The following is a 13,489-nucleotide window of genomic DNA, read 5'->3' on the forward strand; positions in this document are numbered from 1 at the left end:
CAGTATCGAGGGGCCGACGAAATCGATGCCCACTCCCATGGTTACGCCCTCAAGCGTGTGGTTGCCGAAGCGGTACCCGAGCCCAGAGTCTCCAGCAGTCGTGATGCCCAGGCCGTCGATCCGGCGATTGTGCGTCATCGCCGGCCATACCTCGGCGGCAAGGGCTTTCCAGCCGGGTAGCTTGAGCAGCGAGGCGGCCTCGTGGTCCTTGGCCAGAGCGGTCACCAGCTTGAAGGAAACATCACGAGCGATCGGCCACAGATCGGGACCAAGCTCGTGCCGGGTGCGCAGCACGTCGATGTAGCAGCCATAGGTTTCGGGCGGCAGTGGTGGTCTTAGCAGCCGACGCAGGTCAACGCTGGACACACAGGTCATCTGCGCTACGCCGTAGTGCTGGTGCATTGCGAGTAAGAATGCCCCAGCAATGGCGCCGTGAAGGGTGGTCCGATTTACCTTTACCGCTGCCTTGAGCGCATCGGTCGCCGCGACGTCGAGCCGGCGCGCGATGACGCGGGTGGCTCGTTTGGCGCCGGGAACACGCTGGCGTGGCAAGCGGAGCGCGGGTTGGTAGCCTTTCGTACCGCTATCGGGCTTTTTTGGAAATCCGGTCTCAAGGGACGGCGGCAAGCTGTCGTTGACTGGGGGCATAAGCTCCATCACGGCAGGGTCGGCAAAAAACTCGAGCAGCTGCCGGCTGATCAGGTGGGCAGTATAGGCGTCCATCGTGGCATGGTCGCCGCAGAACATCAGATGGTTGAGCTCAGGATCTTGCTGATCGCGCACCAGAGTGACCCGCAACCGTGGGCTCCGGGTGCTCGGCATCGGCTTGCTCATCTCTTCGGTGAGCACGTCCTCCCAGGGTTCGTCCCGGATTTGGAGGGGGATCCTGGTCGTGCCCTCGGTGTCGAAATAGGGTTGGCGATAGACGAAGGGAGGCTTCTTTATGAAGATCGGGCCGCCATAACGAACATGCGCGCGCAGCATCGGATGCCGCCGCTGCAGCCAATCGAGCCCGCGGGCCACGAGATTGCCGTCGAGCCCGCCCCGTATGTGTAGCACCTGCAGCGGCATTAACCCGCCATAGGGATGCATGTAGTGCAGGAGCCGCTCCTGCTCCCCGAGCTTCCGGCTGTCCCTCATCATCCCCTCCCCAGCGCCTCGTGCCGCCAAGTCGCGCATTCATGTTACCGAGGATATGGTGCGATTGGCGAGAGCGATGATAAGTATGGCAAATACTGGGTAGGAGAACCTCAATTGGACAAGGTCGGGCAAACGGTCATGGCCTACCTCTCCAAGGCAGTCGCCGACGCCGGCAACAGCGAGCCAGTCACACCGCAGACCGGGTTGCTGGAGAAGGGTCTTCTCGACTCGATCGGGCTGGTCGGCCTCATCCAGTTCATCGAATCCGAGTTCGGCTTGCAAATACCGGATGCGGACCTGAATCCGGACCTGTTCGAGACACCGGCGAGCGTCGCCGCTTACGTTGCCCGTCGCTTGGGATAGGACGTTTCAGGCCTCCTCGCTGAGCCGACCGCGCATCACCTTGCCCGCCGAACTCCTGGGTAGCGCGTCGCGGAACTCTATCAGCGCAGGCACCTTGTGGGCCGACAGGCGCTCGCGGAGGAAGCGGATCAATTGTTCCGCGGCAACTTCCTCGTCACGCACCACGAACGCCTTGAGCCGTAGGTCGGCATGCGGCGACAGGCGAACGCCGACCACTACGGCCTCGGCAACTGCGGGGTGAAGCTGTAGCGTCTCCTCGACTTCGATGGGGTCGACTTTGAAGCCCGAAACCTCGATGAGCAGCTTGCTGCGACCCACGATGAATATATTGCCGTCCTCATCGAGCCGGGCGATGTCACCGGTACTGAGCCAGCCATCGCGGAAGCTTGCAGCGTTCGCCTCAGCTTCGCCCAGATAACCCGACGTCAGCGATGAGGACCTGACCATCAGTTCGCCGGCTCCGGGAGCCAGACCGCCCTCGGAGTTGATCCGCACCTCGGCGTCGCCCGCCGGCTTGCCGACGCTGGCCCACAGGCCATCGATATCGGCCGCATCATTGTGGGAAACCATGAGGGCCTCGGTTGACCCGTAGGCCTGGCGCAAGGTGACCCCGAACCGTTCGCGGAACCGATCGTAACTCGCACGTTTGAGCCCGGCACCACCCGAGAATGCAAGCCGCATGGTTTCGAGGCCAGCCTCCCCGGGTGCGCCGGCCAGCACGTCGTACATGGCAGGTACCGCCCCCATCACCGTAACCCGCTCGGCAACAAGGACGTCGAGCAGGGTTTGACGCGCCAGCACCAAGGGGCGACGGTCGCCCCAATAGACGGTTGTGGCACCCGCTTCGACTGCGCCCGTGGCACTTAACAGCAGGCCCATCGCGAAATTGCCGGGCAGGATGTTGATGATTGTATCATCTGGTGTCAGCCGCCACGCGGAGCTCATCCGCCGGGCGTCGGCGAGGAGTTCGGCGTGGGTGTGCAGCACAATCTTGGGCAGGCCCGTAGATCCCGAGGATGCCAGGTAAAGTGCCGGTACGCTGCCATCTAGCTTGGGTAGAGTGATTGGGGCCGCGTCCTCAAGGGTGCTAAGCGAGAAGTTTCCCTCTCCGACGGCGACGAAAACACGCAACGGCCGCATGCCCCCGGCGCTCGCGGCAACCTTTGTTCCTAGTTCGGTGCGTTCGTTGCAGACAATGAGCGCGACGGCGCCCGCCTTCTGCGCCAAAACGGTGCACTCGCTTAGGGTCGCATGCGTGCCAAGCGGCATGGCGATGGCGCCGATCGCGAACAGAGCGTGGACAACGACAAAGAGCTCAGGCGAGTTGGGCATCAGGATCGCAACTGGATCACCGATCCCGATACCCCCTGACCTAAGACCCGCGGCCATGCGGGCGATCCGTTCGACCAGCTCACCATAGGAGTAAGAACGGCCGTTCTGGCGAAGCCCGCTCGTACCCGGTGCGCGCGCAGCAATGTGCGCGAAGTTCTCGAAGATCATACCTTCACCAAACAAACCAATGGGTTATCTTAGGGAGGCAGGTGGGGCGATCATGTCCGAGTAGGACGACTGAGGCAAGCATCCTGCGAGGAGCTTTGGCCCGCGTTGAGGTGGAGCTCTTCTCGCGGAGGGTGAAGCACCGTGCAAACAAAAAGGACCGCCCCGAGGGCGGCCCAATGTGGTTCGTCCATCCTATGAGGCCGTCAGAACGACCAGTTCAGGCCGACACTTGCGGTATGGGTGGTGAAGCTCGCCTCGTAGTCAGGACCCGCTTCGTTGTATGTCTGCGTGCCGTAGTCCGAGTACCTGTACAGCAAGTCAACCGACACACTGTCGGTGAGCGCGAACTCTACACCGGCGCCGACGGTCCAACCGACGTGCACTTGGGAATCCTCGAACACCGGCCCCAAGCTGACGTAATCGACCGAAGTGCCAGCGACTGCAAGACCCGCCGTCAGATACGGAAGGAACGAGCCACCGTCAAAACCAAGCTTGCCGCGGAGCGACGCCTGCCAATCGATGCTGAAGTTGTACTCTTCGGCGATATCGGTGAAGCCGAAGCCCACATCGGACCACGCGGCGTCCGCAACTACACCCACGACGATACCATCGGCGACAGTGAAGTCCGCGCCGGCCGCAAGGCCAATTAGCCAGCCCGAGATGTCCTCGTCGCCCCCGACCGGGCCGTTGTCCTCATAGGTGCCCCAAGCCCCACCGGCGAAAACGCCGACATAGGCGCCATCCCAGTCCCCCGAGACGTCGACTATGCCCGCAGCCGGTTCCTCGATGATCAGATCAGCCGCGTGGGTGACAGGCGCGAATGCAAATGCTGCGACGCCGCAGAGGAAGGCCGTGGTGATGCGATTCATGGAAAGCTCCCCAATGATACGAAGACTCTAACTGCGGGCCGCAATCTTGGCGAGCGGGATCCGCGCAGCACGGGCGTATCGCCGCCAAACTGTCACCTTCACGCTACAGTTCTGCCAATGGATCAGGGCGGCGCCAATCGCGGCGATCTTGCGCCGCTCCTCCGACTGGGCTGAGGTGCGTTCGCCTGCGCTTCCAGCAGCCGATGGATTCGACCCGTCAACCTGTCGACGGCGCTCTCGACCCGGCCTACGCCGCCGAGTCACTTCATTGGGAGCAAAGGTTTCTGCTGCGTGGACTTTGTAGTCGCCGAACTCCCGGCGGATGTCCTCCTCGACGATCGCTCCCTTTCAAGACCGGCTGCGGCGTCGCGGTCGTCGAGTGCCTTGTTGAAACCGGTCATCAACCGCCACACCCAGAAAATGAATCCACCCCCAACGCTGCCAGGCCCGTTGACCAGAGCTACGGGTCGCCGGAGGCTCGATGCCTATCTCTTACGGGAGTCGTGATCGTCGAACTCTCGCCAAGCGAAGTCGCAGTTACGAGAGGGGCAGTCTTGACGCCGCCGATCGTCGAGAGATACTAAGCGACCTGCAGATCTGGCGCTCCGTCGCCGGTCTCCCCGCTCTTCGAACGGGGCTCATACGCAGATCACTGCTCCTTCTTGAACAAATCCTGGAAGATGAACTGGCCCCAGGTGCGGCTCCGGGCGTGCACCAGCGCGCCACCCTCAGGATGATTGTATCGGCCTCGAGTGCCTCCCGCAGCGACTTGGCGACGACCGTGGGTCCAATCGCCCGAGCTGGCGGGGCCAACGCCTCGGGCGGCCGGCGGCTCGCGACCGCCACCTCGATGTTCTTACGGGCGAAGGCGTGGGCGAGGGGCCTGGCCTATCCTGCCGAATCCTACAATTGCGTAGCTCATGATGCGCGCGCGTTCAGGTTGAAGGCCGCATCGAAGTGTTGCTCGGTAATCTCGCTCAGCGGGAGGGCTTCGCCCATGCCGGCGCTCGCGTAGAGGACATCGATCTTGCCCTTCTCCCGTCTGACCGTGTCGAACAGGCGGTCGAGGTCGTCGAGATTGTGCTGGCCGCCGGATTTGATCAGCGAAGCGACGGTGAGGCGGATCGGTTCGCCCTGAATGACGTTGTCTTTGCCCAAGCGAGGCCCAAGCGAGGCAAGCGATGATCTTCTCCCCTCAGTTCTCCAACCGCACCTGGTGGCACCGCGGCGAGCCCTACTCCCGGCAAGAGCTAATCGGCGACGCGGTAATCCATGCGATCGGTTTGCTTATCGCGGGTTCCTTGGGAGGAACGCTCGTGGCGCTCAGCGGACTGCGAACCGCGCCGTCGGAATGGCCCATGATCTGTGTATATGTAGGCTCGCTCTTGCTTGTCCTCAGCGTTTCGTTCGCGTTCAACCTCTCGCCGATTACCCCGCTCAAGCGCGTGTTGGCGAGGTTCGACCAGGCCGCCATCTTTCTGTTGATTGCAGGCACCTATACGCCGCTCCTGGCTTTGCTCAACGACACTCCCACCGGCATGTTGATGCTGGTCGCCATATGGAGCGCTGCCCTCGTTGGCATCGCCCTGAAGCTGATCATACCGCAGCATTTCGGCCGGTTAGCGCTGTTGCTCTATCTCGGCATCGGCTTCAGTGGCCTGCTTATCTTCCAGTCACTTTCCGCAGCCCTGCCGGCGAACACGCTCATGCTGATCCTGGCAGGCGGCGTGGCTTACTCCTCGGGGATCGTTTTCCACCTATGGGAGAGACTGCGCTTTCACAATGTGATCTGGCATACGTTTGTTGTGGTGGGGGCAAGCATCCACTTGTGGGCGGTTCTCGACTGCATGGTGTTGCAGCGGCTATAACTATGTGCCCGCCATGACCAGCTGGCGGCGCCGTGGCCGGATGTCGTCGCGCTCTTTTCGATCCGGGCTGCCGACAAGCAAACCCTGTCGTGTCTGATGGACCAGGTGCGGCACCGGACGCGCACGCCGGGCCTCGATAAGCTGATCGATGCCCTGTCGCGCGAGCTCTGCAAATTCAGGACGGGGGAGAGAAAATAGGCGCGGCGAGAACTAGCCGGAGTTAGGGCCCCCTTGCGGGGAGACGCAACCATACTCCCCGGGGGAAGTTGAGATGCTGCCCGGCCCCAAAAAGGAACAAGAACAATGAAAAGCATCTCAATTCTAGCGCTGGCCACTGCTCTGGCACTATCGATGAATCCGGCATACGCGCAGGTCGACTCGACGGTTAACGCTGCGGCCGGTGTAACCGCCGACGCGAACGGAGACGGCAACGTCACCGCTGAGGAACAAACGGCAGCCGATGCCGCCGCGGCCGCAACGGCTGGCGCAAGCGCCTCTGCCAATGCAACGGCGAGCCTGACCGTCGACGCAAACGGCGACGGCACCCTCAGTGCCGAGGAAATCGCCGCGGCCAACGCCGTCATCACCGCCAGCGGCAATGCCAGCATTGTGCTCGACGCAAACGGCGACGGTACTGTCACCTTGGAAGAAGCCGCCGCAGCCGAGGCAGCTTTAGCAGCACTGTCCAACGACACAATAGCCTGCGATGCCAGCGGCCTGGCTGGCGTCACGAGCACCCTCAAGATGGCTGATCCGGGCGCGCTGACTGCCGCCACGAACGTCAAGGTGGTGCTCGTGTCGAACTGCGCAGCGGACGAGACTTCTTCGGCGCTGGCCGCCGAAGGGGCAACCAACATTCGTAAGGCGTTGGAAGCCAATGCTGCGGCCGTCACTGCGGTTCAATCGCGTGGCGCCACGATGGCGGATGTGTTGGGCGCCACTGCGGATGGCGACACCGTCACCGTTTACGTGGTCTCGAGCGCGACTGCCGGCTAGCACCGGCCACAGAAGCGTGCAATTCGCGGCCCCGGCTTCAAAGTTGAAGTCGGGGCCGAGCTTTAGTGCCTTTCCAGTCCGTGTCGGCGGCGCAGTTGCTTCTTGAGCGATGCTGGCAGATCCAGCTTGGCAATCATGTCCTTGACCACCTCCTGCTGCGACATTGGCCGCTCATCCTTGGACAGCCCTCGGCTGCGTTCGATGGCGGCGCCGATCTTCACGCGTACACTTGGTGCTGGCGGCTTAGGAGGAAACTTCGGCATGTACACGCCCCACTGTTGAACACTCAGCATATCGGCCCTGCCTGGTTCCGTCCAATGCCCGAACTCCCTTAGCGAAAGCGGGACAAGTGTCGAGCGAGCCGCCAACAGCCAATGCCGTCAATATCAAAAGACATTCCGACCGAAATATTTGGTCAGGAACGAACCCACCACGGTCAAGTTTGTCCACCCTAGGGAATCATCCTTAGAGGAGAAACAAAATGGCCAATCAGCAAGGTTCTGGCGGCAATAGGTCTTCGGGCGGCGGCTCGGACCACAAACAGGGTGCCGGCTCCCAGGGCAAGTCGCAGTCTCCCGGCGGCAGGCAGAGCGAGAGCTCCAGCAGCCAGGGCCGCAAGGACGACGATAGCAAGTCCGGCGGCACGCAAGGCGGTACTCGCGAACAGCACGCCGAGGCGGGTCGCCAGAGCCACAAGAACGACAAATAGCGCAAACTCAGCCTGCCTCCGTTGGGGGCAGGCCTCACTCTTATGGAGACACGAAGTGCAGAAGGCATATCCTGAGGATCGCTTCCCAGCACCGAAAGTCCGCCTAGGCCGAAAAGCTGGGCGCTCCATCCCCCAGCCCCAAGACGTGGCGGAGATCGTTGTGCAAACCGGAGTTGCCGAACAGCGCTCCGCTACGTGGGGCGTGCACCAACAGGAAGAGCAGAGCTAGCTGCTCAGCAACCGCTTCTTCGGCTCGCCGCGGGCTTCCCCAACTACAGGTCGAGGCGGGCACAGTGAAAGCGTCCACCAGCAGCGGAGCCCCTAGGCCCGGTGACTGGGCGTTATGCTGTGGCTCCTGCTCCCCTTCTAGACCTCATGATTTCGACCAGTTGCTTTGGGATGCATGGCGGCCGGATCGATCTCCTTGTCGAGTGTGTCCATCGCGATGCGGATGTCATCGATCGTGACAGTGACTCCTCGCACGCACCGCAGAGCCGGTGCGCCCGCCACCGCGTGAATGTCCGAGCCCCAGAACGCCAGCATCTTTTTCTTCCTGCTTGGCGCCACTGAGGGGTCCGCAAGGATCTCGCGGGGATGATAGTACCCGATAAGGTCTACGTCAGTTACGTCATCGTCCTCGGCGTCACTGGTCCACGAGGGGCGGTTCGCGACAAACACCGTGTTGGTGGGCACACCGTCAACTTCCCAGCCTCTAGCTAGAACTCCTGCCCGCTGGGCTGCGTCGACGACAGCGTTCCGAGCAGCTTCGGCATCAACGAAACCGTCCACTGCCGACTGGCAGAGGGCGCGAGCCTGGCGGTAGTGCGCGGTCCGCGCTTCCGGCCAATGCAGGTCGAGATATTCCAGAGCCTCCCACGCGCTTCGCGCCTGGAAATTTCCCGTGTGGTGGAGCTTCAAGAATACAGGTTTGGAAAAGGGCCGATGTCCCATCACTTCCTCCGATCGTCTGAAACAAGCAATGCGGTTTGACCGCTGACGACCTGCCAGATGGGAGCGGACTTTGGACCCGTCAAGAGGTTGCGATAAGGGTGAGAGTGGGCCGGTGGGCGGCCCACTTCAATGTGGGGCGAGTGGTGCGGTTGCGCTACCCTCCTGTCTTTGCATGGGGCGCGGCCACAGGCTTTGACTCTGGGGATCCGCGGAACCGCAGGAAGATCGAGAGCACCACGATTACTGCAGTCGACAGAAACTCGGACTGCCAGTTTTGGAGGGATTCGAACCACAGCGGCGCGCTAAAGAGGTGATCGACCAGAGTTGCTGGTGCTTCCCCGTGGAGGGCGGCCTCTTCGTTCGCCGCCGCCGCGCTGGCAAGCCAGTGGGCGACGAAAGAAACGAGAAAGAGTCCCGCAAGCAGGATCCCAAGCGAGTAGGAATAGAGCCACAACCACAGCCCGCCCGCTCGTACCGGCCAAGGCGCTGACTTGTTGCGGCTCTTCTTTGCCGGATCTTCATCTACCTCCTCGGCAGCGTCCGGATCTTTTGATTCCGACGAGCCACGCTGGAACAGGAACGACGTCAGGACGACATAGAACCCCATCTGGAGAAACTCGCTCTCCCAGTTCTCGAACACGGCAGAGTTGAATTCACCGGAGAGGAAGAACTCCAGGAGCCCCATGGTTGCCCAACCATGCTCGGCGAGTTCGGCATTGTTGGCCATCCACCCCGCGAATAGCATGCCCATCAACGTTGCGAGGAACGCAGCCATCAGGACAATGGTCAGACCGTTATCTTTGAAGAAGCGCATCGCGCAGTTGTCTCCTGTGGTAATTGGAGGTCAGGGTAATTCTCCGGTCCGGCCCTCTAGATGGTGCGTCTCCCAATGCAGACGGGTTTCTAACAGCGGTCCGTGAGCATCGGTGCGCACGACGACTATTAGGTCCCTGGGGGAGCTGTCATCGGGAAGACAGTCTCGAACTATCTCAGCGAGGGTAAGCGCAGCCTGAACTCGCGCTAGCTCGTCAGTGGCAAGCTGTTGCCCCTCCAGGTCGTTGAACACGCCGTCGGCGCTATCATGGAGGTCAAAGAAGTAACGCGTCATCGCCCGGCCTCCCCGATCTGTGAGGAACTCCGCATCTCAAAAATCGATCCGGGTTGGCGCCAGTTGGCTAACTGGCTCACCACCACGGCCGAGCGCCGATCGCGAGGTACAGAACCTTGAGTTCCATTACTGGTGCGGGTGGTTCGGGTTCGACGAGGACGATGAGCCGCACGAGGTCGATGGCGCCATTTGGCTCGCGCGCCAAGATGCCGGTGCTGCCGGCCCCGGCCGTCCCACTACGGACTTTGGTCCGGCTAGCCGCCGTCCGCTACGAAGCGCAAGGCATCTCCGAGGGTACAAAGCTATTCAGTCAGATCGCGCAATCTGGGTTGCCCTGGCGGCAGGCTTGGCAGCCTTGGTGCTCGCCTGGGCGGTCGTTGCTTCATTCTCAGTACCAATCGAAGAAGGAACGCAGAAGGCCCCAGCCTCCGTATTGGAGACCGGGACCTCGACAGTCGGCAGTTGAAGCGGAGGCGCATCGGCTGTCGGCTCGGTTTTCGGGCAAGCAGGTCAGCGCGGGCTTGAGGTGGTCATTTCACGAAGTGCTTGTTGCACAGCTCTTCGGCCGAGGCGTACGTGTGATTGAGTACCAGTGGGTCGTCGGCGTACTCGAAGGTCTTCATCGTGGTGGGGTCCTTCTTCGCTTGAGCTTCCGCGGCCTTGCGCGGCAGCCACTTGGTGCCGACGACGTCGACGTCGTTCCAGCTGTTCGGCACGCCAGTCGTGACCAGGCAGGTGCGGTCCTGTCCTGGTGCAGCCGGGTTGGCATTGTTGTCCTGTGCGAGGACCGGGGCCGAGCCGATCGCCATTGCGCAGGCGAGGGATAGTGCGAGTAGCGTTTTCATTTTTGATCTCCTAGAGCCGGGTGTGGTGCATGAACCCCGACATAGGGGACCTGTTCCGGGCGACGACTTCAGGCGCCATGCGGGTGGCGACTGAAGTCCGCCTCCTGGAACCAACGCGCTCCGCCTTGATTGGTTTGTCTGCAAAACGAGGGTCGGCGTCCCCATCAGTAACCAGGCTCTTCTGCGGGGCCTGGCCGGATGCCCTTCGTTCGCCGCAACCTGAGGGGCATCTCACGGCGGGCGCTCCAGGCGCTCATCGGGGCGCCCGCCGCTCCCTTCCCCTAGCGGCCGCGTGAGTACCGACTGAAGTCGGTGGTCCGGAACCACGCCGCCCTGGCTGCATTGGGTCAGACGATATGCAAGGGGCCCAAATGACTGATTTCTGGAGTTTTCCCAGACAGCGCGTGCTGAAAGGGAACATCCATCGTCGATGGCGAGATCGCTGCGAGTTGCAATGTGCATCCCTCGCATCCGGCACCGGTGCAATGCTTCGCGTTGGCCGTAACGCCACTCTTCCTTCCGCCTTCAAGCTGTCGGTCCCCAACGAGGGATCGGTGCCCTGTTCCGTGGTCCGGCGCGGGTCGATGGAAGTCGTTGTGAGGTTCGACCGTCCGTGAAGACCTGTTGGTTTCTGGTGGTCCAGAGCATGGACCAATGGTGGGTCGACTGCGAGGGCAAGTCCTATGGCCCGTTCGAGACCGCCCAACATGCAACTGCCAACGCGTTCCGCTTCGCCGAAATCTTCGGTGACGTGGGCCGCAAGGCTCAAGTCTTCGCCCCCGACGAGGACGGCAAGATGCGGCAGGTCGTACCGGCCGACGTGGCCCCGGCAACCTGACTCCTGGGCGAAACAAAAGTCGGCGGTGACGTTGCCGTTTCCACCAGCCGTTCAGCGGTTCTAAGGAAGTTCGGATTGGCTGGCCTCCGTCAAAGGGGGACTACCTACTGCGAGGACGATTTGATTGGGGCTGGGCAGTTGTACTCGTCTGGCTGGTGCTTGCAGCGGTCCTAGCTCTCGGTATAGGCGGCACGTTGTGGCATGCCTCATACCTGATCGGTTCTAAGGCCGGCCCTCCACGCAGCGCCGCCGGCACCGCTTCAACCACGGCTGGCTCGGAGGTGCGCGTGCTGGACAACGTGAAGAGAGGGGCGAAGTCGTTTGCTCGGTTACTTGGACGTCTTGTTCATCGTGCCGCTCGATGCCTGCCTCCCTGAGCGAGAACAGCCCATTCAGCCGGGCTGGGCGCGCGTTCATGGTCGTCGCCTGGGTTCAGCAACTTCCCGCTCGACGCGGCGGCGCTCTTCTTCGATCTCCCGCGCGTCCTTGTGTTCCAGGCCGACGACCTTGTTGGTGGCGGGGGAGTGCTCGATCAGGTAGTCGAGCTTCACGTGCAGGGCCGCCTCACTGCGCGCGCCGGCCACAAGGATAACGCCACTGATGACGATGGCCGCCACCGAGAGGAAAATGTTGAAGCCGAACATGAAGCCTTCGTTGAATTGCAACGCAGCACCGATGCCGATCCCTGCCATCAGGGCAAGAAAAGTGGCAATGAACCCTCGCCAGTCTGAGAGGAAGTCTGCGAGGCGGTAGATCAGTCGGCTGATGCGGCTAGATGTGGTTGTGGGCTTCATGGCGGCATCCACAACGTCCCTGACGCGATTTAGATGCTCCCGCGGGAGCGTAATGATCGAACCAGCGTCGCTAAACCGGTGCACGCAGGCAGCAATTGCTTGCAGCGCTTCGGGCGAGCCGTCAGCGGCCCCCTCAGAGCTTAGTTTGGTACCGAGGCAATCAGTACAGGTGAATTAGCAGCGGCCGGAACGAAAGCATTCGCCCGATCGTTGCTGAGCGTGACCGTTCTGGTCAGCAGACCCCACGCCCCCGGGGATACTGTCGCCGCTCCGCCACCTGCGGGGCGGCTTTTACTTCCCTGTGGGGCGCAATGGTTTGGAGAACACAGCAAATGAGCACTGAAAGCCTATTGGTCATCCTCCTCGTGGGTCTGATAGCGGGATGGCTGGCCGGCCTGATTGTCAGGGGCTCGGGTCTCGGCCTAATGGGGAACATGGCGGTCGGCGTTGTTGGGGCACTGATCGGCAGCTGGTTACTCCCGCAACTCGGCATCGCTTTGGGAACTGGGATGGTGGCGGCAGTCGTGAGTGCCACGATTGGTGCGGTGATCCTTCTCGTCATTATCGGCCTAGTGCAGCGCGGAAGCGGCGGACGGTTTTGGCGACGCTAAGGGGAGCCCATCGCATGCGGCCTGCCGAGATGGCGGGGCCGCACTCGGCACGTCGCTTGCCTGGAACAACACCATGGGCGGACCGAACTCGCCCTCCTTGAGGTTGGCGTCACGCGACCAAGCAATGACGCCAGGGTGGCGTGTCAGATATATTCCAAATATCGGAATCCAGATGTAAAGAGTTAGCGTTCGACAAGGGGAGGTTGAGATGAACTTGCAAAACAGTATCGACGATCCCTCGACTTGGGATCCAGCTCTCGATGCGGTAGTCGCCGCACCGAAGCGCCACAAAGTATTGTTCGAGAACGAGAATATCCGCGTCATTGAGGTAACGCTCGAGCCAAATGATGAAGAGCCGGTGCATCATCATCGTTGGCCTTCGATCTTTGTTTTCGACGCCATTAAGCCACCGGTAGTCGACGTGGCGCCCGATGGAACTGAACTGCCACCTAATCGCGATGTCATCCAGGCTGCCAACGCTTGGAATGGCAAGGGCTGCCTCGTCGTACACATGGCGCCGCAACCCGCCGGGCGCGTGTTCAATGGATCCGACCAGACTCTTCACGGCATTCGCGTTGAAATGAAGAAAGACGCTTAGCGGGCTCTTTCACACCCACCTCAGGCGGGGGCGGATCCTTGGAAGTCACGATTACCGTTCACGAGATAACTTTAGAACGCCGCATTGACCCGGGTATCGGCGCGAATGTCTTAAGTCTGTAGATCATCGCCAGCAACGGTCGCGCCTGCTCGTCGGCATCGATGGTCCGCGCTCTGGGACCGGATCCGACGCCGGCGCTTCGAGAACCAGTGCAGCACTCTAGACGGCTCCCCTGCTGACGACAGCTTTGGGCCAGCAGCGGACGTTGGCAGAGTCCTTCGTTTGTGTCAGGCCCGCGT

The 13,489-nt window shown here is 61.7% G+C and carries 17 protein-coding genes and 2 pseudogenes; 7 read left to right on the plus strand and 12 right to left on the minus strand.

The window, feature by feature from the left end:
• Positions 1-1,140, minus strand: a 1,140-nt coding sequence (locus tag AC1DWU_RS17990) for a phthiocerol/phthiodiolone dimycocerosyl transferase family protein (RefSeq protein ID WP_477151383.1), incomplete at its 3' end; no start/stop codon positions are given.
• Between the two features lie 114 nt (positions 1,141-1,254).
• Between AC1DWU_RS17990 and AC1DWU_RS17995 the strand changes: the two genes are divergently transcribed.
• Entirely contained in the window at positions 1,255-1,503 is a 249-nt protein-coding gene (locus AC1DWU_RS17995) for an acyl carrier protein (protein ID WP_477151384.1), read from the plus strand.
• A 6-nt stretch (positions 1,504-1,509) separates the two neighbouring features.
• On the opposite strand, the gene AC1DWU_RS18000 is transcribed toward AC1DWU_RS17995, so the two are convergent.
• The 4 genes and pseudogenes from AC1DWU_RS18000 to AC1DWU_RS18015 all read right to left on the minus strand — a co-directional run.
• Positions 1,510-3,003, minus strand: a complete 1,494-nt coding sequence (locus AC1DWU_RS18000; RefSeq protein WP_477151385.1) for a class I adenylate-forming enzyme family protein — start codon at positions 3,001-3,003, stop codon at positions 1,510-1,512.
• Positions 3,004-3,206: 203 nt separating this feature from the next.
• Positions 3,207-3,872 carry an outer membrane protein gene (locus tag AC1DWU_RS18005; protein WP_477151386.1) on the minus strand — a complete coding sequence of 222 codons (666 nt, stop codon included), beginning with the start codon at positions 3,870-3,872 and terminating at the stop codon, positions 3,207-3,209.
• Between the two features lie 723 nt (positions 3,873-4,595).
• A pseudogene (locus tag AC1DWU_RS18010) lies at positions 4,596-4,794 on the minus strand (NAD(P)-binding domain-containing protein); the annotation flags it as partial.
• Positions 4,794-4,964, minus strand: a pseudogene (locus AC1DWU_RS18015) (SDR family NAD(P)-dependent oxidoreductase); the annotation flags it as partial. The pseudogenes AC1DWU_RS18010 and AC1DWU_RS18015, both read right to left, overlap by 1 nt.
• Positions 4,965-5,053: 89 nt before the next feature.
• Here AC1DWU_RS18015 and trhA point away from each other — a divergent pair.
• Positions 5,054-5,740, plus strand: coding sequence for a PAQR family membrane homeostasis protein TrhA (gene trhA / locus AC1DWU_RS18020; protein WP_477151387.1), 687 nt, complete (start codon positions 5,054-5,056; stop codon positions 5,738-5,740).
• A gap of 303 nt (positions 5,741-6,043) precedes the next feature.
• Positions 6,044-6,736, plus strand: coding sequence for an EF-hand domain-containing protein (locus AC1DWU_RS18025; protein ID WP_477151388.1), 693 nt, complete (start codon positions 6,044-6,046; stop codon positions 6,734-6,736).
• A gap of 62 nt (positions 6,737-6,798) precedes the next feature.
• Here the strand turns inward: AC1DWU_RS18025 and AC1DWU_RS18030 are convergent, their stop codons facing one another.
• Positions 6,799-6,957 carry a hypothetical protein gene (locus AC1DWU_RS18030; RefSeq protein ID WP_477151389.1) on the minus strand — a complete coding sequence of 53 codons (159 nt, stop codon included), beginning with the start codon at positions 6,955-6,957 and terminating at the stop codon, positions 6,799-6,801.
• Positions 6,958-7,217: 260 nt separating this feature from the next.
• Here AC1DWU_RS18030 and AC1DWU_RS18035 point away from each other — a divergent pair, with 260 nt between their 5' ends.
• Positions 7,218-7,445, plus strand: a complete 228-nt coding sequence (locus AC1DWU_RS18035; protein WP_477151390.1) for a hypothetical protein — start codon at positions 7,218-7,220, stop codon at positions 7,443-7,445.
• A gap of 366 nt (positions 7,446-7,811) precedes the next feature.
• Here AC1DWU_RS18035 and AC1DWU_RS18040 read toward each other — a convergent pair whose 3' ends face one another.
• From AC1DWU_RS18040 to AC1DWU_RS18060, 5 genes are all read right to left on the minus strand, one after another.
• Positions 7,812-8,396: a DUF982 domain-containing protein gene (locus AC1DWU_RS18040; RefSeq protein WP_477151391.1), complete on the minus strand. Its 585-nt coding sequence runs from the start codon at positions 8,394-8,396 to the stop codon at positions 7,812-7,814.
• 154 nt (positions 8,397-8,550) lie between these two features.
• A complete protein-coding gene (locus tag AC1DWU_RS18045) occupies positions 8,551-9,210 on the minus strand; it encodes a DUF6766 family protein (protein ID WP_477151392.1) in 660 nt (219 codons plus the stop codon).
• A 30-nt stretch (positions 9,211-9,240) separates the two neighbouring features.
• Positions 9,241-9,504 carry a DUF6894 family protein gene (locus AC1DWU_RS18050; protein ID WP_477151393.1) on the minus strand — a complete coding sequence of 88 codons (264 nt, stop codon included), beginning with the start codon at positions 9,502-9,504 and terminating at the stop codon, positions 9,241-9,243.
• A gap of 76 nt (positions 9,505-9,580) precedes the next feature.
• On the minus strand, positions 9,581-9,709 hold the full coding sequence (locus AC1DWU_RS18055) for a hypothetical protein (RefSeq protein ID WP_477151394.1): 129 nt from the start codon (positions 9,707-9,709) through the stop codon (positions 9,581-9,583).
• Between the two features lie 325 nt (positions 9,710-10,034).
• Positions 10,035-10,349: a hypothetical protein gene (locus AC1DWU_RS18060; RefSeq protein WP_477151395.1), complete on the minus strand. Its 315-nt coding sequence runs from the start codon at positions 10,347-10,349 to the stop codon at positions 10,035-10,037.
• Positions 10,350-10,995: 646 nt separating this feature from the next.
• Here AC1DWU_RS18060 and AC1DWU_RS18065 point away from each other — a divergent pair.
• Positions 10,996-11,187, plus strand: a complete 192-nt coding sequence (locus AC1DWU_RS18065; protein ID WP_477151396.1) for a hypothetical protein — start codon at positions 10,996-10,998, stop codon at positions 11,185-11,187.
• A gap of 413 nt (positions 11,188-11,600) precedes the next feature.
• Here AC1DWU_RS18065 and AC1DWU_RS18070 read toward each other — a convergent pair whose 3' ends face one another.
• Complete coding sequence (locus AC1DWU_RS18070) at positions 11,601-11,981, minus strand: low affinity iron permease family protein (protein WP_477151397.1); 381 nt, start codon at positions 11,979-11,981, stop codon at positions 11,601-11,603.
• A gap of 332 nt (positions 11,982-12,313) precedes the next feature.
• Between AC1DWU_RS18070 and AC1DWU_RS18075 the strand changes: the two genes are divergently transcribed.
• Both AC1DWU_RS18075 and AC1DWU_RS18080 read left to right on the plus strand, forming a co-directional pair.
• Complete coding sequence (locus AC1DWU_RS18075) at positions 12,314-12,592, plus strand: GlsB/YeaQ/YmgE family stress response membrane protein (protein ID WP_477151398.1); 279 nt, start codon at positions 12,314-12,316, stop codon at positions 12,590-12,592.
• A 208-nt stretch (positions 12,593-12,800) separates the two neighbouring features.
• Positions 12,801-13,190 (plus strand): hypothetical protein, encoded by a 390-nt coding sequence (locus AC1DWU_RS18080; protein WP_477151399.1) that lies wholly within the window; start codon positions 12,801-12,803, stop codon positions 13,188-13,190.
• Positions 13,191-13,489: the final 299 nt, after the last annotated feature.

It is taken from the genome of Devosia sp. P2_G7, from assembly GCF_056403495.1.